The 19,013-nt window shown below is 42.0% G+C and carries 18 protein-coding genes; 2 read left to right on the forward strand and 16 right to left on the reverse strand.

Going from position 1 to position 19,013, the window contains the following annotated elements:
- Nucleotides 1–1,160: 1,160 nt before the first annotated feature.
- On the forward strand, nucleotides 1,161–2,000 hold the full coding sequence (locus F6K49_RS18410; RefSeq protein WP_293046652.1) for a hypothetical protein: 840 nt from the start codon (nucleotides 1,161–1,163) through the stop codon (nucleotides 1,998–2,000).
- A gap of 214 nt (nucleotides 2,001–2,214) precedes the next feature.
- Here the strand turns inward: F6K49_RS18410 and F6K49_RS18415 are convergent, their stop codons facing one another.
- From F6K49_RS18415 to F6K49_RS18425, 3 genes are all read right to left on the reverse strand, one after another.
- Nucleotides 2,215–2,433: a hypothetical protein gene (locus tag F6K49_RS18415; protein WP_293068116.1), complete on the reverse strand. Its 219-nt coding sequence runs from the start codon at nucleotides 2,431–2,433 to the stop codon at nucleotides 2,215–2,217.
- Nucleotides 2,434–2,561: 128 nt separating this feature from the next.
- A complete protein-coding gene (locus tag F6K49_RS18420) occupies nucleotides 2,562–3,329 on the reverse strand; it encodes a peptidylprolyl isomerase (protein ID WP_293068119.1) in 768 nt (255 codons plus the stop codon).
- Between the two features lie 1,099 nt (nucleotides 3,330–4,428).
- Complete coding sequence (locus F6K49_RS18425; RefSeq protein ID WP_293068121.1) at nucleotides 4,429–4,734, reverse strand: hypothetical protein; 306 nt, start codon at nucleotides 4,732–4,734, stop codon at nucleotides 4,429–4,431.
- A 215-nt stretch (nucleotides 4,735–4,949) separates the two neighbouring features.
- Between F6K49_RS18425 and F6K49_RS18430 the strand changes: the two genes are divergently transcribed.
- On the forward strand, nucleotides 4,950–5,075 hold the full coding sequence (locus F6K49_RS18430) for a hypothetical protein (protein ID WP_293098898.1): 126 nt from the start codon (nucleotides 4,950–4,952) through the stop codon (nucleotides 5,073–5,075).
- Between the two features lie 273 nt (nucleotides 5,076–5,348).
- Here the strand turns inward: F6K49_RS18430 and F6K49_RS18435 are convergent, their stop codons facing one another.
- From F6K49_RS18435 to F6K49_RS18495, 13 genes are all read right to left on the reverse strand, one after another.
- On the reverse strand, nucleotides 5,349–5,645 hold the full coding sequence (locus F6K49_RS18435) for a hypothetical protein (RefSeq protein WP_293068127.1): 297 nt from the start codon (nucleotides 5,643–5,645) through the stop codon (nucleotides 5,349–5,351).
- 673 nt (nucleotides 5,646–6,318) lie between these two features.
- On the reverse strand, nucleotides 6,319–6,699 hold the full coding sequence (locus F6K49_RS18440) for a HetP family heterocyst commitment protein (RefSeq protein WP_293035794.1): 381 nt from the start codon (nucleotides 6,697–6,699) through the stop codon (nucleotides 6,319–6,321).
- Between the two features lie 974 nt (nucleotides 6,700–7,673).
- Complete coding sequence (locus F6K49_RS18445; protein WP_293068133.1) at nucleotides 7,674–9,308, reverse strand: HlyD family efflux transporter periplasmic adaptor subunit; 1,635 nt, start codon at nucleotides 9,306–9,308, stop codon at nucleotides 7,674–7,676.
- 325 nt (nucleotides 9,309–9,633) lie between these two features.
- A complete protein-coding gene (locus tag F6K49_RS18450) occupies nucleotides 9,634–12,846 on the reverse strand; it encodes a peptidase domain-containing ABC transporter (RefSeq protein WP_293068136.1) in 3,213 nt (1,070 codons plus the stop codon).
- Nucleotides 12,847–14,135: 1,289 nt separating this feature from the next.
- The gene (locus F6K49_RS18455) at nucleotides 14,136–14,459 is read right to left on the reverse strand and encodes a hypothetical protein (protein ID WP_293098908.1); all 324 of its coding nucleotides are present in this window, start codon (nucleotides 14,457–14,459) and stop codon (nucleotides 14,136–14,138) included.
- A gap of 21 nt (nucleotides 14,460–14,480) precedes the next feature.
- Complete coding sequence (locus F6K49_RS18460) at nucleotides 14,481–14,681, reverse strand: hypothetical protein (RefSeq protein ID WP_293024706.1); 201 nt, start codon at nucleotides 14,679–14,681, stop codon at nucleotides 14,481–14,483.
- Nucleotides 14,662–14,853 carry a hypothetical protein gene (locus F6K49_RS18465; protein WP_293098914.1) on the reverse strand — a complete coding sequence of 64 codons (192 nt, stop codon included), beginning with the start codon at nucleotides 14,851–14,853 and terminating at the stop codon, nucleotides 14,662–14,664. Before F6K49_RS18465 ends, F6K49_RS18460 begins: the two co-directional genes overlap by 20 nt.
- A 161-nt stretch (nucleotides 14,854–15,014) precedes the next feature.
- Nucleotides 15,015–15,773 carry a peptidylprolyl isomerase gene (locus tag F6K49_RS18470; protein ID WP_293068142.1) on the reverse strand — a complete coding sequence of 253 codons (759 nt, stop codon included), beginning with the start codon at nucleotides 15,771–15,773 and terminating at the stop codon, nucleotides 15,015–15,017.
- 251 nt (nucleotides 15,774–16,024) lie between these two features.
- Entirely contained in the window at nucleotides 16,025–16,321 is a 297-nt protein-coding gene (locus F6K49_RS18475) for a hypothetical protein (protein ID WP_293047323.1), read from the reverse strand.
- Between the two features lie 245 nt (nucleotides 16,322–16,566).
- Nucleotides 16,567–16,854, reverse strand: a complete 288-nt coding sequence (locus F6K49_RS18480) for a hypothetical protein (RefSeq protein ID WP_293047321.1) — start codon at nucleotides 16,852–16,854, stop codon at nucleotides 16,567–16,569.
- A gap of 305 nt (nucleotides 16,855–17,159) precedes the next feature.
- Entirely contained in the window at nucleotides 17,160–17,447 is a 288-nt protein-coding gene (locus tag F6K49_RS18485; RefSeq protein ID WP_293068146.1) for a hypothetical protein, read from the reverse strand.
- Nucleotides 17,448–17,731: 284 nt separating this feature from the next.
- Nucleotides 17,732–18,064 (reverse strand): hypothetical protein, encoded by a 333-nt coding sequence (locus F6K49_RS18490; RefSeq protein WP_287249001.1) that lies wholly within the window; start codon nucleotides 18,062–18,064, stop codon nucleotides 17,732–17,734.
- Nucleotides 18,065–18,626: 562 nt separating this feature from the next.
- Nucleotides 18,627–18,962: a hypothetical protein gene (locus F6K49_RS18495; protein ID WP_293038915.1), complete on the reverse strand. Its 336-nt coding sequence runs from the start codon at nucleotides 18,960–18,962 to the stop codon at nucleotides 18,627–18,629.
- Nucleotides 18,963–19,013 lie beyond the last annotated feature (51 nt).

The following is a 19,013-nucleotide window of genomic DNA, read 5'->3' on the forward strand; positions in this document are numbered from 1 at the left end:
TCTCCCGATTCCCGACTCCCGATTCCCGACTCCCGACCCAAATGTAAAAAACCTACCCCTGTGAGATCTCCCCATCTCCCCATCTCCCCATCTCCCCACACTTACCACCCTCCCCACACTTCCCACACTTACTCTAATTATGGGTATTCAACCTGACTTGATATAAGGTCACTATGCTCCACAACTATACCTAGACAATCATGAGCATAGTTTTAATTACTGAGAACTAAATTACTGAGAACTAAATCCCAGATTATTCCCTCCAAGTTGGATAAAAATCAGGTTAATAAATTGCGTAAATGAATTGGCTAAATCCAGAATATATCAGGATTATAGACGACCATTTACCCTTTTATTTAATTGGTAATTATTAATTGGCACTTTGTAGTTAATTTACGATTACCGATTATATTATGTCGGGATAATTACCCTTAATAAAAATCTACCCATCTCCCCATATTTACCTCCTGGGAGGGGTTAGGGGTGGGTCCCACCCTCCCTCTAATTATGGGTATTAAACCTGAATTGATATTAATTATTACCTATTAAACACAAGCTATTAAAAGCTTTTTAATCATCCAATAAAAGCTTTTAAAAAATCCTTTCCCTGCCGTAAATTAATTTTACAAAATCTTTAACTAATCGGTAGGTAGAATTACACTGACTTTATAATCAATAGCGAATTTTTCGCTTATTATTAATCTATAAATGGAAGTATTCAGCCGACAGCTAACGCCATAGGCGCATCTACCATTGCCAGCTATCAGCCATTGCCTGAGCTGAATGCTTACCTATAAATAGGGATTTTTTTCCGGTTAAGTATATTATATGAAGCAAAAAAAACATTCATTATAATGATATTCCGGATTTTTTTAGGCACCAATCAATATCTGTGCTCACTGTTGAATACAACAATTACAACGTAAGCTAATGCGCTACGCGCAGGCTACGCCAACAGCTATCAGCTATCAGCGTGTCGCGTATCAGCTATCAGCGACCACTGACCACTGACTACTGACTACTGACGGCTGAATGCTTACATTACAACACTAGTATCAGAACAATTATTGTGCCTTGAATTTCCCAAATTGAACCGCAAATTTAGGCAGTTCAAAAAAAACTTCGCTGGCTGAAATTTATTCCACAACACCCAGACAATTATGAAAATGAACAAAACCATTGCTAAAAAATTATTACTGTTCGCTACAGTAACCGGTTCCGTTCTCGCTGCTGCACCAAGTTTGGCTGCTACTTTCGCTTTGTCTAAAGGATCCTTTGACTTCAAAAACTTTAGTACTGATCCTCTGGAAGTCGTTACCCTGACTGAAGCCGACACTTTTGTGATTTCAAGTGGGGGTGATGTGATTGCTGAGGCGAACGCGGTGTCAACTTTTAACCCTGATTCACCCGATCCACTAAAACGAGCTGGTAATAAATCTTTGAGTACCGCTGAGGGTGAAGGAAGCAACTACCGTGGTGTGGCGGAAAGTTTTGCTGGACTTATCGGTTACAACTTCTTTGTCGATGCAGGGGAAACCTTTTCTTTCGATTTCAATGGTTTTCTCGATCTAATCACCATGATCGACAATCCACCTGCAGAAAGTGCAAGTGCCGAGGGCACCGTAGTTTTCGAGTTATACGATAGCAATGACTTGAGTACTCCCATCGACTTCTTCGCTCTCTCTGGTAACTTAGAGACTCTAGGATATGATGATTTCCTTGTGTCTGCTCACAGTGACAATGTGTTTGCTTATAACGACTTTACTAAGTTGTTTGGAGGAACAGAGGAATTTGCTCTGGCTGATGTTCAGGGTTATTATGAGCGCACTTTCGAAACAGCAACTTATTTGACCTTAGTCGAAGCTAAAACGAATAAGGCAACCGTTAAAGCTCCTGAATCGTCAAACTTGCTAGGCTTACTTTTCTTCGGTTTACTGAGCATTGGATACCGAGTCAAAACTAAAAGTTTTACCGATAAGTCAAAGTTATTAAGGGATTAATCATAATAATAATTAAGTCCGGTTAATCACTTATTAACTCCTGGATTTTTGGTCATAAGCAATCGGTAATGGGGAATCGTAAACTACCAATTCCTAATCCCCCAATTACCAATTACTAATTCCCCGATCAGGAATATGATAATTATTCAACCGGATTTGATATAATTAGTTATTAGTTGGAAAAAAAAACCGCTAGTGGGAGCATTTTGCTCCCTTATTTTTTTCCTGATGTTGCTCTCTTATCTTTGACCGTAGAAGAAGCAAAGCTAGAGCTGGAACTTCTGCTATAACTCCTGCCTGACTCTCTGGTCACAGTAACCTCTTGACTGGTGTTTGCTTGATCACCAGATGCAAATGCCCTACTTTCGGATTGGACTACTACCTTTCCATCTGGTGAAACTATCCATTTTATGATTATCCGGGAGTGAATCATAATTTAATGCCTCCATGGCTTTTTTGATTGATGTTTACCAACTTTAAAGGGTAAGCATTCAGCATTCAGCTGAATGCTGACTTACCCATTACCCATTACCCTCAATCATGCCACTACTGACCCAACGTCTAGGCAGTTTGACTATCAACATTATCAAGCATAGTGTCACTATGAAGCATATAGTTTAGTTCACGATTGAGCCAATCCTGAAACAGTCTATCCAATATCTCGTCGTACCGTTCCGGTGTTAATTCAGCAGGGATAAACCTTTCTACCATCAAGATATGATAACCCTGAGGAGTTTTGACGGGATTGACCACTTCTCCAATAGGTACACCAAAGACAATCGCTGCTATATCTGGACGTAAATTCCAACGGTAAAGCTTTCCTTCAAAACCGCACTTCTGTCGGCGTTCCTCATCAATGTCGTAGATATGAGCTGCTTGATAAAAGCTAATTTCTTTTTCTTCAATTTGATAGAAGAGTTCTTGGGCAAGTTTATCGTTAGCTACAATAATTTGATAGAGCAAAATTTGGTCAAAATCTAGTCGGTTTTGACCAAAAAACTTTTCCACATCTTTATCAAATAGAGACTTGGCTAACTTTTTAGCTAGCAATTGCTGGCGAATTCCGGCTTCCCAGTCATCGGAAGTAATCATATTATCCGCTAGCCAAGCTAGAGTGTCTGAAGCTTTCTCCAAGCGATTTTCGTGACGGAATTTATCGGCTTCTTCCTGAATTTCTTCGGCGGTGACGGTTAAGTTTCTTTCCGCAGCAGCTAGATTAATGACTTTTTGATACAAAATTTTCTCAGAGACATCTTTGAGCTGGATTTCTCGTTTCAGAAACTCAGTAATTTCCTGTGGTTCAAGGGATGCTCTAGAAAGAATAGTCATGGTTAGCTTTTCCTTGTTCAGATTTTAGCTGATCGGGTAATGGGGCAACATATGGGGCAACGGATGAGTTAACAGATCTAAGGGATGGGGTGATTCCGACTACTTATCAATTTTCTGCTAAAATTGTATCAGATCCTGTGATGAAATCAGCATTAGTTAGGGTGCTTGCACCCTGTCCATCGACGGTTGCTTTGACTACAGCTAGAATATCGTTATTGAATTTCACCAAAGTGGCATCAGCAATGCCATTACCAGTGCTATCAAATACCTCTAGTTAAGCGATCGCTACTGCTTGAACTCCAGCCATTAGTCCATGAACTGCTATTTGTGCTATTTGTTTGTGAGTCGTTAGTTCCTATCCTACTACGATCGTTACCATTGATAGTGAGGCTATTGTTTCTGATGATACTGGAAAAATTGTTGGAAAAATTGTTTGTAGTCGCAGTTGAACTAGCAATTAAACTATGGTTCTGTTCGATGCTGTCTGTGATGGGCTTTGTCAACCTCTGTGTGAGACTCTTTCCGAGACTCTTTCTAATCAGACTCACACGAGGAAGAATTGTCAATGTTCTGCTGAAATCAAACATGGCTATTAATCGGCTATCAGCCTTGTGTTACCGTTGAGCTGCACCTGCTGAATCTGCATTTTGTAGTGTTAACTGTTGAGTGTTGACCGTTAACTGTTCTACTGCTGCACAGACAGGTCTTCCCTCTACCAAGCCTCAACTGTTAACTATCAACAAAAATCGCTCATTTCAAAAACTATGCCAATTAAATGGTGATTAGCCTAAGCCTTTAACCTGTCTCTATAATGCTGCTCCACTCATAGGATAATTGATTGGTAATTGATTGGTAATTGATTGGTAATTGGTAATTAAATATCCATGATTTTAGGGAGTTTAGGCTCAACCTAAAAAAGGAATGAACATCTTTTTACCTTCATTCCTAATTCGATTCCCTCCTGATTATCAAGTTAGGGGCTGGGTGGTAAACTATAGAAACTTTAGTTTCCATCGCCCATCCCCTAGTCTCCCTTACCTATTACCGAAAATTACCGAAACCCCTTATTGATTTATCGCCGGATTTACCAAAATCGGTATTATCTCTTTATACCTAAAAACAAAGACAAACTGTCAGACTGAGCCCGGAAAAGTCCTTGCTTAGTCCTAGCCTCAGCATCAGCACTCGCCTTGGCGATGCTCTTCTTAGAAAACTTGCTATTTATTACTCTTGAATCAGTATCAGTCCCTGCTGAGGTTTGATCGCCAACAGCCAATGCATCAGCCTCAGCTAATGCCACGTCAGCTCTAGCAAGTGTTCTGGTATTTGCCTGAGCAATTCCACCGCCTATAATCCAGTTTTCTTGAACATGTTCCCGAGCAAAATCTAGGTTATTAATAATCATTAATCAACCTCTACCTGTATAGCTGTGCCTCTTAGATTGATGATAAGCATGGATAAGCATCACATTCCTTTTTTAACAAAAAGGGTGTTCTTATCCCAAAATACCTAATTTGAAACTACATTTAAAACTACCTGGGCATCACTAGTTTTTGTTAACTGATAATTTTCAGTCAACTAACGTTACGCAAACCCTTCCTTCTCTTGATGCAGTCGCTCATGGGGGAAACCACGGCAGTTGCTCATGGGGGAGACCCCCAAGACCGCACTGCCTCCCCAAGACCGCGCTGCATCGCTTCTGTTCCAGGTTTTCCGTTCCTTTTTTCCTTGTCTCCACCCAGTTAATTTGAAGTGTTTCCAACGACTTCCTGCTAAGCCATGAGCCTAGACAATCTTCCTTATTTCGTCCTATTTGCCTTAATTAAAGGGGAAGCATTGGTCTCTAAATCTAGAGATGAATTTATCCTAGATAGAAAGGCTTCCCAATTTCATCTTTCTATTTGCCTTAATTAAGGGGGAAGCATTGGTCTCTAAATCTAGAGATGAATTTATCCTAGATAGAAAGGCTTCCCCCCCAGCAATCTAATCAGGTACTACAATTAGTCCCTACTAAGATTATTAGCCGACCGCAGCCACAGACAAAGAAATTGAATCAGAGCTGTATTCAGTAGCTTTAGCGTCACTAAAGGTTTCACTAAGACTATCGTAACCATCGGCACTAGCAGTAGCTTCAGCAGTAGCCAGGTTGCCGCGAAGGTTCACATAAGAGTCAACATACTTGTCAATATCGACATATTCAGTGATATTAATGGTCTTACGATCATAGAAGTTTATACGACGGTATAGGCTTTCACCACCAACGATATTGGTTTCTTCTTTAACAACTTCGATGTGATTTAGGTCAGAAATATTCATGGTTGGTCTGCTCTTTTGTAAGTTTGGTGTTAGTGAACAACTTGGTTGTTGTTAGTTTTATTATACCGCTAATTATTCAATTTGTATCACTTGTCAAGCCAATTTGGCGGAAACTTGAATTAAATTAGTTAGGTAGCTAAAAACAACTTTATTGTTATTTTTATCCTACCTCTCTTAAGTCAATTTGTCTCGCTTGTCACGCCAATTTGGCGGAAACTTTAGCTCGAACCTTGATTAAGTTAGGTAGGTAGCTAACAACAACTTTGATTTTGTTGTTGTTAGTTTTATCCTACCTCTCTTAATTGAATTTGTCTCACTTGTCACGCCAATTTGGCGGAAACTTTAGCTCGACCCTTGATTAAGTTAGGTAGGTAACTAACAACCCCTTGGTTGTTGTTACTTTTATAGTACCGCTCTTAGTTGAATTGGTTTTACTTGTCACGCCAATTTGGCGGGAAAGTTTTAGGGATAGTTTAACGTAACAAATTGTTATGAAAAATGCCCAAGTTATGGAAAACTAACTTGGGAGTATTAATGGAATTTATGCAGTCTCAAAAAATTAAGAAAAACAAAATCAATTCAGTGATTGGGGGACTGTCAGCATTGAGTTATCAGCCCCTCACCTTAATGGTGAGATTACCAGTCCCTAGAAAAACCGTACATTCCTAGTAGTTTAGTAGAATTTTTGCAATTTGTGGTTAAACCACTGTTCTTGAGAGCCCCCTTGCACTAGTTGGCTTCTCCTGTCAAGGGGCTTTGCATAGTCGAGATCTTTAATATTCCTTAAGCACTTAGGAGCATCTTCCCTATCCTGCTTGAGGCTGTCGGTTGTAGCTTGATTGAGTGAGTCCATTTTCTCGTTATCCCGTCGCAATCGGCAGTAGGTTCGCGACGGTATGTATTCTAAGGGGTTAAGACCCAAATAACGCAGCATCAAAACACAAGCCCACGAATACTTGCGATCGCGAATTGCTTCTTCAATCAAACTAATCTTTTCAGGATCTAGGGTTTTGCCCACTGGGCGATTAGAACGACGAAGCATGGAGTAACTCATGATGATTTCTCTGTGATCTGAAGGTCAACGAATTGGATTTGCAGGATTTACGCTTGAACTCTACCTCTAGTTTCAATAGTCAGTGATTCTGGTTGGTCAATTAAGCGAAGAGTTAGAGTACTGATCTAACCATCTGATTTGAGTTGTGAAACCTGCGAAGATGGCGTGATCGGGTGATCGGGTGATTGGGTGATCTCGAATAATCTCACAACCTGTTCTTTTTTACCAATCAATTATGATTGATAGATCAGGATTCTCTTCTTCTAAATCTCCATCAATCATCGCAATTTTGAACAACACCAGATTCTTCCCCCCTTGCCCCTAGTTGACTGACAAACCTCTAAAACTTGAAACACTCTCAGTAAAGACTATTTTGAACAAAGCTTTATGAAAATTTTGATCAGATTTCGTGAAAATTTTGATCAGATTTTGTGAAAAGATTGTGAAATTCTTTATCCACAGGGGATTCACACAGCTTTTCCATGACCATGCTCAATGCTAGCTCTGACCATAAATTTCCATAACTGGGCAAAGCCCACGACTTGTCAGTCAATCCATTTCCCTCCTTTGTACTCCTCTTCCCTGACTGGTTGTGCCACCAGGGTTAATTGACCTGGATTTAGGACCACCCCTATTACCCTACAGGCAGTATGTCGATGGCTAAATTGCGTTAGCTTCATCCGCAGCCTCATCACGAACATGCCCAGCATGAGTGTGAGATGAATTGCGGACAGGATCTTTCATCGTTTATACTAGCTATAGTAGGGAAGACCAAATAAGAGCTAACCGCCACCTACGTGCTTAAAAAATAGAACTTATTGTATTGTTCCGGTGCGGAGGGGCATCCCGTATCGTTAATAAAGCTTACCGAGTATCCGTTCGCGCAGCGTCGGCGAAAGCCGATACCGTTGGGTGGAGTTGGTAAGAAGCCCACACTGTAATCCTCGATTCAGTGTGGGAGTATGTCACTCCTGCTATAGATTGACACCACCTTTTTGCAGCTGTCGGATTGGATCTAACAAGAAATCCACAATCCGACGGCGGCGGATAATGATATCAGCTTTGGCTGTCTGACCAGGTTTAAATCGGATCATTTGATCGTCCTCTGTAACGTAGTCACGGTTTAGGGAAACTTCCACCTCATAAACCGAACCAAGTTGTTGATCAGTTTTGGCATCGGCAGAAAGGGAGGTAACTTTCCCTTTGATGATGCCGTATTCCTGATATGGATAGGCATCAAGCTTGATTTGCACCGGCATTCCTTCTTTGATAAAGCCTGCCTCTTGATTAGGTAAACTGGCTGATAACACCAGGGGCGCATCTTGGGGCGCTACTTCGGCAATAGTTTGACCGGGTTGAAAGACTTCACCAATATTGGCAACGTTGAGGGAGGAAACTACTCCATCCACCGGTGCATAGAGAAACTTTTGTTTGAGCCTAGCTTTTGCACTAGTTAGCAGATTGCGGTTTTCAGCAATTTTGGCATTTAGTTGAGTCAGTTCGATCTCCAACTGCTGAAGTTTCTGCTTGGTCTCGAGCTGAGTCCGATGGACTTCTGCTTGCTTCTGAGTTAAACCTGCTTGAAGTCGTTGGATTTCTGCTAAGGTCTGGTTGAAATCGCTCTGAGTGAGAGTGATCGCGCTGTTGTGATCGCGTATACTCTGCTGGGCTTGATAAATTTGGTCTTGGTTACTGGCTGCTTCTTGCAGTTGGGTTTGGGTAATCACCCGCTGACTCGCTCGTAGGCTATGTTCTGCTTGAAATACTTGTTCTTTTGAGATTGCCCCTGATGCTAACAGGGGTTTGAGATTCTCTAGGCGTTCTTTCAGGGCAAATGCATCATCCTCTCGTTGCTGGAGCAGTGCTTGGGTAGTCGCCTTGAGTCGTTTTAGCCGTTCTAGTCTGTCCTGACTGGCGACTTTTGCCTCCTGATGTTGGAGCAGTTGTTCTTGTAAGGCGGCTACTTTAGTCTGTGCCTGAGCGATAGCGGCCTGTTGTGCGTCAATGTCCGCTTTGGCAATTTGCTGACGGGTTTGGGCTTCTTGGCGGATGTTTTCAATCAGCCCTTGCATCTGAATTAATTTGATTTGGTCAGCATTGATCAGTTGCTCCAAACGCTCTACTTCCGTAGCACCAAGTTTTGTATCCAGTTCCACCAAGACTTGCCCAGCGGTAACCGATTCCCCTTCTTTGACTGCAATCTTGGCCACCTTGCCGGATTCGATCGGGTGAATTTTATACACTTCTCCTTTTGGCACTAACTTGCCTGTGGCTTTACCCACTTCGTCAATTTGCCCAAAGGTTGCCCAAACTCCACAGACCATACAGAAGGCGAATCCGCCCAAAAGCAGTCTCTGGGGCAGTACCGATGGGGGCTGATCCAGTAGATTTTGTAGGGCTGTTGACCAGTTTTGAGTGTTGGTAGCTCCTAGTGATGATGTTGGTGTGACCGGATTTGGGACATGATTAGGTGATGGTCGGACTAGTGGTGCTGATACCGCTGTCCCTCCATAGATCGATCTAATCTCAGCTGAGGTTAGATTAGGGTGAGCGGTTTCTCCCTTAGGGAGTCCCTCTCTAGACGGCATAGATGCTTCTGGTTTGTTCATGGTAGTTCACCGATAATCACTGCTAGTGTTGTGTGTATTGATTTGAACTGAGAAGACTAACCTTGGCGAAAGTTAATCTTGAACACAGTGGGCGATATCAGGGAAAATACAAGAATCAATAAGGAGCCATTATTATCAACATTATTGATAATAAAATTCAATAGTCCTAATAAGCAAGGCTGAATATGGTCATAATTTTTGCCCCGTATCACATTTTTGCTAAATTTTTCTTGGGCTTACCCTGTGGGCGATATACTGATCAACCCTAATCACCCCAAGAGCTATTTTTTAAGCAAAAAATTGATAAATTTCATAAATGCCAGGGTTAAAGATCCAGCTGCTGCTGGGCTAGGTGGTAGTACAGACCTTTCTCAGCCATGAGTTCCTCGTGGGTACCGCGCTCTGCGATCAGACCTTGGTCGAGGACGAGTATAGAGTCAGCATTGCGCACCGTAGAAAGACGGTGGGCAATGATGAAGGTAGTGCGATCGCGACTAATGCGAGCTAAATTTTGTTGAAAACGTCGCTCGGATTCTGTATCTAGGGAGCTAGTCGCTTCATCGAGAATCATAATCTTGGGGTTACCCAGCAAGGCTCGGGCGATCGCAATCCGTTGCCGTTGTCCCCCAGACAGGTTAGACCCTCTCTCCCCAACCTTGGTGTTGTATCCCAGGGGCAGGTTTTGAATAAACACATGAGCTTCAGCCAATTTGGCAACTTCTACCCCTTGTTCGAGGCTATACTCGGGTTTGTATAAGGTGATGTTCTCTAAGATCGTCCCTGAAAACAAAAAGCATTCTTGGGGTACCACACCTAATTGAGAGCGTAAAGACTGGGGAGAAACATGTCGGATGTCGTGGCTATCAATCAAAATACGGCCTGTAGTTGGCTGATAGAGTCCTTGGAGCAGCTTTACCAAGGTACTTTTGCCCGAGCCACTGCGTCCGACAATGGCTATGGTCTTTCCAGGGGCAACCTCGAAGGAAATGTTTTGAAGGGTGTATTGTTCATCATCCTCACTATAGCGAAAGCTGACATTGTCAAACTGGACATGCCCCGCGATCGCGGGCAATGGCATCAGGGGTTTTTGGGTATTCTCTTCTGGCTGGGTGGTCAAGACATCATCGAGCCGTTCCACCGATACCAAGATTTCTTGGAATTCATCCCAAAGTCCCACCAAAGACAAAATCGGGCTAATCACCCGACCAATGAGCATATTAAATGCCACAAACTGACCAATTGTGAGCTGTTCCTGAATTACCAGACTAGCCCCGAACCACAGTAAAGCCGTGCCGCTGAGGTTATTAATCAAGCCACTGACTGACCCTAAGCCGTTGGCCAAGTTCTGTCCTTTGAATACCATATTCAACTGACCCGTGAGGCGGTCTTCCCAGCGCCAGCGCACCTCTTGTTCAGAGGCTGCTGCTTTGACAGTTGCTACTCCCGACATCATTTCTACTAACAGGGAGTTTTGTGCCGCTGCTTCTTTAAAGATTTCCCTGGACACTTGGCGTAGAAATGGACTGGCAAGTATGGTCAAAATCGCAATCGGTACAATCGTTGCCAGCACCAGCAAGGTTAGGTGCCAGTTGTAGTAGAGCATCAGCCCCACATAGACAAACATCATTACCACATCCAGCCAAGTGGCAATGGCTTGCTGAGTGAGGAACGCCTGAATTTTACCAGTTTCCTGGACTCGGGTTAGGATGTCCCCCACCTGGCGGGATTCAAAAAACTTCAGGGGTAGTGTGAGGGTATGCTTAATAAAGCCACTGACAAAGGTAAGACTGAGTCGATTGGAAAAGTAATCCAGCAGGTAGCGTCTGGTGACACTCAAGCCTATGCTCCAAAGGCCAAAGATGACTAGACCAATGGCAAACACATTGAGGGTAACAACACTTTTGTTAACCACCACCTGATCCAAAATGATTTGGGTAAACAGGGGGGTAATCAGACCAAAAACCTGGAGCAGTAGGGAAGCTAGGATAATTTGCAACAGGACTGTGCGATGGGGCCATAGCAATCCCCAAAAGCGATTCAGAGAAATCTTTTGATTAGGAGTCCCTGCTAGCTGGGGAGTGGGATTCAACAGCAGCGCATATCCTGTCCAACCCTCTAGAAATTGTTGTCGAGAAAGCGATCGCTTTCCTACAGCTGGATCCGCAACAAGTACCTTCTCCCCTTTGACCCAATAGACAACTATATAATGATCACCTTGCCAGTGAGCAATCCAGGGGTTACTCCGATCCGCTAGGCGAGCTAAAGACGCTCTAACTGGAGTAGCTTGAAATCCCAAGGTTTCTGATGCTCTGGCTAACCCTTTCAGGGATGACCCAGAACGCCCCACCCCTGCCAGATTCCGTAGGGAATTCAAGCTAAATCGTTTGCCCCAGTAACGTCCAATCATTGCCAAGCAAGCAGCGCCACAATCTGAAGACGATTGCTGTTCAATGAAGGGATAGCGTTGCCACAACCCCTGAAGAAAAGGTCGCTTCGTCGGTACGGGAAATGGGATCAGTTTAGACTCAGCCTGGGTCGAGTTACTTTGTGTTTCACCATTTCCATTGCTAGGGGGGTTGGATGGAATTAGCGGTACTCTGTGACCCGGCTGATTACGGATTTGGTGAACTATGGCGCTAGTGGCGTCTGATTTCTGGTGTCCATTTTCAGAGCTTTGACCCGTCTGTGGACTCAACCTTGCCAGCACCGGTACCAGGGCTTGGGCAGTGTCCCAATGTTCCTGAGGGAGATAGGTTACCCATAAATCGCTTTGGGCAATCCAATCTTCCGGTACTGGCTGAGGATAGCCCCAACTTTCGCCAATGGCAATGGTTAGTGGGCAATTCTCTTCAACTCCACCCCTTGCAATCTGACCACTACGTAGCCAGTAACGACCGACTTGGCCAGACTCAACTAAGGACTCCCCAGCGGAAATCCGTGTGTCTACCAGGTAGGGCAACAATTGCTGTAGGGTGATGCTGTCAAGCGATCGCAATTCTGTCAAGGTCTTGAAGAAAATCAAGCGTTGCCGGTGCTGAGCTTGTTGCTGTAGGTGTTCGAGCCACTCCGGTAGCTTTTCTAACCAAGATTGCAGTTCCGCTAAGGAGATCCGAGCAATCTTTCCTGAACTCGCTGCGATCGCTTGGTAAGGATAAGATAGGTTGCACAACAGTTCCTCAGCCCCAAAGGTTGCCCCCTCTTCAAGAACCTGTACCGATACGTCCCGCTGTTTTTCCTCATCAAAGCTTAGCAGCCGCACCCGCCCGCCACAGACGACGTAAAAATACTTATTTGGTTCATTTTGAACAGAATCTTGGCTTAACTCCCGTCTAGGATAGGATATAATTTTATCACCTAGATCAAAGTTATGAATTTGGAAGGATTGACTAAATTCTGGTAATAGTGTCTTTGATAGCGTCTTATCCAACCAGTTCGCGATTAGGTGTTCAATAACCTCGGAAGATTTCTGGGTCGGGTATTGGCCAAGGTAATCTGGTGGTTGCCCTGATTTTTCTAAACCGACCGTTTTCTGATGCATTAGGTAGAACCCCTTCTTTAGTTAGTTTTACCTTGTCTTGACTAGCGCCATGGTTAGGTGGAGTCTTCGGCCCCATTTGATTGGCACGATTCTTGATTGTTCAAACAGTACTCTGGGTATTCACATAGACTCTGCTCTCCCTTTTGACCTAGTGATAGTTCCAGTAGTGTTCCCTGGGGTTGACTTAGGAGTTGACTTAGGAGTACTGTGGCATCCAACAAGTGTTTGCCGTTTTATGCCACCTAAGCCATCCCAGCTAATCCAGGTAATAAGTAATAATTTGATGGTCACCCTTGCTCGGGGAGGCTAATCGCCCTTTTTTAGGTAACTTCATAAAAAGCTTGTGAAATCAATTATGAGTTTTTTCCGCTGAAAACTCAATATCTTTACATATTTCTTAAAAATTCAAATCTTTTCTACATATTCCTTACCAGTAAACCCATGGACAATCTCCGGAATAATCCTATGTGAAGTAAATTGGTGCTGTCAAGTTGTTTTCACAATAAATTCACGGTTTTTAAGGGAACTTCAATAAAATTTTAGAAAATCTTATTGAAGTTAAGTCGCCAGATTGAAGTTAACCAGCCAGATAGAGTTGTCAAGTTTTCCTAACATTTTTACTAAACTCATATAATCAGTTTAGTAGTTATCAATAGTTTCACAAGTACTTTACCAACTCTTCATTAAATTTTACTATAAACTTTAAACAAAATTCACAAGTACAGCAATGTCTCAGCTCCTAGAGAAGCTTTGTGATTCGTGATATAGCGGTTTTTAGCCTAATGAGGTACACAGGATTTTTTACCTTTTCTTTCTTCTGACTTTACTGCTCCGAAGTCCCTGCTCCCTGCTCCCTATAAACCCAAAAACTTGTACCTTACTAGCTTAAAAACCGCTATAGTGTGATACGGTTTATCAATTACCCTAGGGGTTATACCCATCAATAATTCGCCAACTTAAATTCGCCAGCTTACAGAGCACCATACTCCCTATCTGGTCGTCATATCATCGACCCTTAATACTAAATCATTAAAACTGATCGGGAGATGGGGAGAAGTAAGGGGAGGGAAGAACGTGGATATTGTTAATCATCACTCATCCTCCGGACTTGCTATAAGTTAATCAATAGTTAAGTAGCTCCACTTAATTAAACATCAAACGTTCAACAGTATAATTTCCCTGTTGACCCCGATTTTCCATCCCCTCAATAATTGCTAAAGCGTTGGTCGTATTCATCCTCAAATACATAACTACCCAATTCTTGACGTTTGAGATGTAGCCCTTGGTCTTCAATACGGTTCATTTGAGGAGAATAAGGAGGAAGAAAAAAGATGCGTGGGTCCTTGTTTTGACCAAATTTGATGACGTTGTTGAACTACCTTGGCACGATGGATTGAAGCGTTATCGTGAATAATCACTGTGGGCTTTCCTGTCTCAAATAATCGCTTCATCGCTTTTTGTGCTTGCCATTCCATCAAACGAAGATAACTGTTGGTGTTGTAAGTTCCCACTTTCAAGGTATATTCAAATCTTTTGTCTTGTTCCCAAACTCCGATGCGGATTGACTCTTCTTCCTTTTCTACTGGTTTGAGAAATAGATTTTTGTTTACCAATGGGACTATAGCCGTAAGCATTCAGCAGTCAGCTGTCAGCCGTTGGCCACAGACCCAAAGCTGATAGCACCTCAAGTAGCGTGGCCATTCCCGTAGCGTGGCCATAGGCCAAAGCCCAAAGCTGATAGCTAAATGCTTACTCAAGACAAGGTCAAAAACGGTAATTATTTTGTATAATTGATTTAGAAATGCTATCGGTAAACTACTTACTAGAAGAAGCATAGCAAGAGGATGAACTTCTGCTATAAATTCTGGCAATAGAGTCTCTTTTGACAGTAACCTCTTGAATAATGGTTGCTTCATCCCCAGAGGCAGTTGCTGTACTTTCGGCTTGGACTACAACCGTACCATCTGGTGAAACTATCCATTTTCTAATTGTCTGGGAACGTTTCATGGTTACATCACTCTAGTTAGTAATTTTAGTTATTAGGTAGATTCAATTTTATTACCCCTGCTCCGAAGCTCCGTTCGCGTTCGCGCAGCGTCTGGCTCTGCCAGTAAGCGTGGCCCACGGCCTTAGCTCCCTGCTCTCTAAAACCATTAATAGCATTGGGATTATTCCCCAGTATTGATGGTACTAAGTTCACTATGGATCATATAGTTAACTTCACTATTGAGCCACTCTTGAAACATACTCTGTAAAATTTCTTTAGACTTTTCTTCGGTTAATTCAGCTGGAATAAATTCTTCAACTAAGAAAAGATGATATCCTTGTTCGGTTTGCAGGGGATGAGTCACTTCTCCTGGCTGAACACTAAAGATAACGGCAGCTATCTCAGGCTTAAAACTCCAGCGATGCAACTTTCCTTCATAGCCACACCGTCGCTGCCTTTCTGGGTCTATATCATAGAAATGAGCAGCTTCATAAAAACTGATTTCTCCTTCTTCAATCTGATAGAAAAGCTCCAGAGCAATTTCCTCAGAATCCACCAGAATTTGATAAACCAACACTTGCTCAAAGTCCAGTCGATTTTGAGCAAAGCTTTTTTCGACATCCTTAGAAAATAAGGACTCAGCAAGCTTTTGGGCAAGCAAGCGATCGCTAATTCCCGCTTCCCAATCCTCTGCTGTCACCATCTGATCTGCCAGCCAAGCCAATGTTTCTGCTGCCTTTTCCAAACGATTGGCATAACGGATCTCATCCGCCTGAGCTTGCACGTCTTCTGGTGAGACTGTTATCCCTCTTTCTTGAGCTGCTTTATTGATAACTCGTTGATACAAAACTTTTTGACAGATGCCCTTGAGATGTATCTCCTTTTTCAAGGAGTACATAATTTCCTCTGGAGTCACCGATGCTTTGGAAAGGTCAACCATTACACCCGATTATGAACTATAATTGGAACTACTTACAGTCTTGGTCAGATTCAGCTGAGTCAACCCTCTGACTATTATCATCATACAAAAAGCAATTCCTAACCTCTGCCAAGTTGCCGAATTGAGGGGGGAGTATTTGACAGTCAAACCTAGAGTTTAGACTTATACCTCAATCAAAACACCTCGCCCCTCAATCCCCGTTTTGAAGCCAGCACACAGAAGCTAGATTAGATTTTATTAAGCTTATAGCTTCAGAAGTATCTGCTAAAGAAGTTAAATCTCATGAAAAAAGGTTCCTGAATATCAGGTGCTGAGAAGTTATCAGTACCAGCGCTAGCTTCAACAATACCCGCAGTGTTTGTGGCTTTACTAGCAGATGCTTGCACTGCACTCGTAGCCATGTTTCCATCAGGATCGATGCTCATGGCATTAGTCATAGTACTTGCTGCTTCAGAATTTACTTCCGATACAGATATAATTGTAGAACGACTAGCCTTCATCGTTGTAAATGAGCCAGGTAAAGCCCATAAATCAAAGCTATCAAACATAATCGTTAACCTCCTTTGTTACTAATGGAACGAGTTAAAAACAATTTTAATTAGTGAAAAATTAACTATATTTTTGGCATAATTCGGTAACTTCGTATCGGATAACTTAGGCTCAGCGGACAATAATTGATAAAATAATTATCATAAAAGCGATGCAGCGCTGTTGCCTGTTGCCTGTTGCCTTTTGCCTTAAAATAATAAGCAAAGTACCTCACCCAAATAAGAACTGCTATATATTTGTTGAGTTACCCAATGAAACCATAAATCGCAAAGGCATCGTAGACAGAATGACCCGAGTAAAAACGATCCCTAGCCCTAGCCTCAGCTCTTGCCCTAGCTTCAGAAAAGAACTGGTCTACATCGGTAAAGCCTTTTACCGATGTATCGGTATGCTGACCGAAAGCATCGGCCTTACCATTAGCGGTAGCAATGCCAGGACCAGCTAAGGCTTGAGCATTAGTAAAAACAAAACCACCTAAAATAGGGTGGTCTTTTACCTTTAGCTCGAAATATTCTAATTCAGAAATTTTCATGAATGATTCTCCTGGTCAAATTAGGTAATAGTTAATTGTGATTGGGAGCATTTAAAAGCAACTAAATATAAAAGCAACTAAATATGATAAATTGGGAGCACCGTTTTCTGTAAGTACCGAGCAAGATGCTCCCACTACCAATTACGTCCTTATTTTACTCACCACAAGCAAAATGCTTCCACTACCAATTCACAAAAATGGGATGCTCCCATTGTGATTAATGCTGCGGAAAGATGTTACTGATTTTTGCTTCATCTTTCCGCAGCATTGATAGCCTTAAGTCTCAACGATTACTCTAAGCCGTTTTAGTAATAATGCTTCTTATTCTTAGAAGAACTAACAGATATTGTACTTAGGGTAGATTGAGAACCATGCTCAGTAGTGGTAGTACTGCCAGTGACGTTAGTGAAGGTCTCCTCACCAAAGGCTTGTGCGCGGCCATCAATCGTAGCTACGTTCTCTTCAATGTCAATACCGACGTTGATAAATTTGTTAAATCCGAAAGGTAAGTAAGGTTGGTAGTAGCCAGAGCCACCCACAACTTTGGGGTCTTCAGCAATAGTTTCTAAATGATTTAGATCAGAAATAATCATTATTTATTTATCTCCTTTTTGTTAATCAAAATGCTTAAATTACACTTCAATTAAACTATCCTTTTTCAAAATTATTGTCTCGCTAATTTGGCAATCAACCTATTTAATTACGGTTTGATATAACTACTGATAATTTAGTATATTGAAGTCAAAAAAATGAGTTATTCCCACATAAAAATGATTGTAATAATCTTGATATATAATTGAATTTAATGCATTATATTAGGATATGAAGACACCCAGGGTTACAAATTACTTAATCACAAAAAGTTCCTGATTAAGTACTAACGGCTGATAGCAGAGAAGCCAATACCTACAGACTTGGAACCAGTTACTCCACCTTGCTCAATAGTGATGAAGACGCTTTCTTGCTTAGTAGCAACGTTATTACCTTTATCGCTAGAAGCTTCAGATGTAACACCACCTGAAGCGGTAATACCATTAATGTCTACACGAGAGATAATGCTGGTATTGAAAATTTCGGTTTCGGTGATGTTGCTGGTGGTGTTGAAAACGCTGTTGACATTGTTGTTGAATGTGATTCCAGCAATAGTAGTACCACCTTGAACTTGGCTAGCGTCAACGGATTCTAGATGGTTTAGATCAGAAATAAGCATTGATTTTCTCCTTTTTTATTGTGGCTCTCCTAGAGTGGCTATGATAAATTAGTACAAAATAATCGCCATAGTCCTTGCTTAGTAAGCTCTTGAGTAATTTAAAAATGCAATTTTAATAAAAGCGATGCAGCGCGGTCTTGGGGGTTTCCCCCGGAGACAAAACCTTAGATAGTGGAGCCTTTATAGTTAGCAGGTTATGCAGAAAAGGGTTAACTATTTTTTAATAAGGCGACCCTATCTTACGGTAAATTCAAACCATGAGCGACTGCATCAAGACAATGTATTTTTAGTTTATTGAATCCCTTGCTATTTAAGGGGTTAAGCTCATTTAAACTACTAATTTACTATAATCAGTCTAGGAGAGCCTTTATTGTTAATAATGAATCAAGGCAAACGCATCTAAATTATAGAAACGTTACTCAGAAAAGATTTCAAACTTAATAAGTTAAAATACTTATCATATGAATCTCATATCCAGTAGGCATTTCAAAATAAGATGCGTTTACCCTGAATAATGAATCGAGGTTTACAAATTACTTAATTAGTAACTTGTCCTGATTAATTAATGACGGCTGATTCCAGAGAAGCCAATACCTACGGACTTGGAACCAGTTACTCCACCTTGCTCAATAGTGATGAAGACGCTTTCTTGCTTAGTAGCAACGTTATTACCTGCATCGCTAGAACCTTCAGATGTAGTACCACCTGAAGCGGTAATACCATTAATGTCTACGCTAGAGGTAATGCTGGTATCGAAAACTTCAGTTTCGGTGATGGTGCTGCTGGTGTTGAAAACGCTGGTGACATTGTTGTTGAATGTGATTCCAGCAATAGTAGTACCACCTTGAACTTGGCTAGCGTCAACGGATTCTAGATGGTTTAAGTCAGAAATAAGCATTGATTTTCTCCTTGTTGGTTGTTGATGATGAATCGAGATTTAGAAACTAAT

Source organism: Moorena sp. SIO3I6, from assembly GCF_010672095.1.

Coding starts and splice junctions, on each gene's coding strand:
- F6K49_RS18410 (WP_293046652.1), top strand. CDS start 1,161: ATGAAAATGAACAAAACCATTGCTAAAAAATTATTACTGTTCGCTACA.
- F6K49_RS18415 (WP_293068116.1), bottom strand. CDS start 2,433: ATGATTCACTCCCGGATAATCATAAAATGGATAGTTTCACCAGATGGA.
- F6K49_RS18420 (WP_293068119.1), bottom strand. CDS start 3,329: ATGACTATTCTTTCTAGAGCATCCCTTGAACCACAGGAAATTACTGAG.
- F6K49_RS18425 (WP_293068121.1), bottom strand. CDS start 4,734: ATGATTATTAATAACCTAGATTTTGCTCGGGAACATGTTCAAGAAAAC.
- F6K49_RS18430 (WP_293098898.1), top strand. CDS start 4,950: ATGGGGGAAACCACGGCAGTTGCTCATGGGGGAGACCCCCAAGACCGC.
- F6K49_RS18435 (WP_293068127.1), bottom strand. CDS start 5,645: ATGAATATTTCTGACCTAAATCACATCGAAGTTGTTAAAGAAGAAACC.
- F6K49_RS18440 (WP_293035794.1), bottom strand. CDS start 6,699: ATGAGTTACTCCATGCTTCGTCGTTCTAATCGCCCAGTGGGCAAAACC.
- F6K49_RS18445 (WP_293068133.1), bottom strand. CDS start 9,308: ATGAACAAACCAGAAGCATCTATGCCGTCTAGAGAGGGACTCCCTAAG.
- F6K49_RS18450 (WP_293068136.1), bottom strand. CDS start 12,846: ATGCATCAGAAAACGGTCGGTTTAGAAAAATCAGGGCAACCACCAGAT.
- F6K49_RS18460 (WP_293024706.1), bottom strand. CDS start 14,681: ATGCTTCTTCTAGTAAGTAGTTTACCGATAGCATTTCTAAATCAATTA.
- F6K49_RS18465 (WP_293098914.1), bottom strand. CDS start 14,853: ATGAAACGTTCCCAGACAATTAGAAAATGGATAGTTTCACCAGATGGT.
- F6K49_RS18470 (WP_293068142.1), bottom strand. CDS start 15,773: ATGGTTGACCTTTCCAAAGCATCGGTGACTCCAGAGGAAATTATGTAC.
- F6K49_RS18475 (WP_293047323.1), bottom strand. CDS start 16,321: ATGTTTGATAGCTTTGATTTATGGGCTTTACCTGGCTCATTTACAACG.
- F6K49_RS18480 (WP_293047321.1), bottom strand. CDS start 16,854: ATGAAAATTTCTGAATTAGAATATTTCGAGCTAAAGGTAAAAGACCAC.
- F6K49_RS18485 (WP_293068146.1), bottom strand. CDS start 17,447: ATGATTATTTCTGATCTAAATCATTTAGAAACTATTGCTGAAGACCCC.
- F6K49_RS18490 (WP_287249001.1), bottom strand. CDS start 18,064: ATGCTTATTTCTGATCTAAACCATCTAGAATCCGTTGACGCTAGCCAA.
- F6K49_RS18495 (WP_293038915.1), bottom strand. CDS start 18,962: ATGCTTATTTCTGACTTAAACCATCTAGAATCCGTTGACGCTAGCCAA.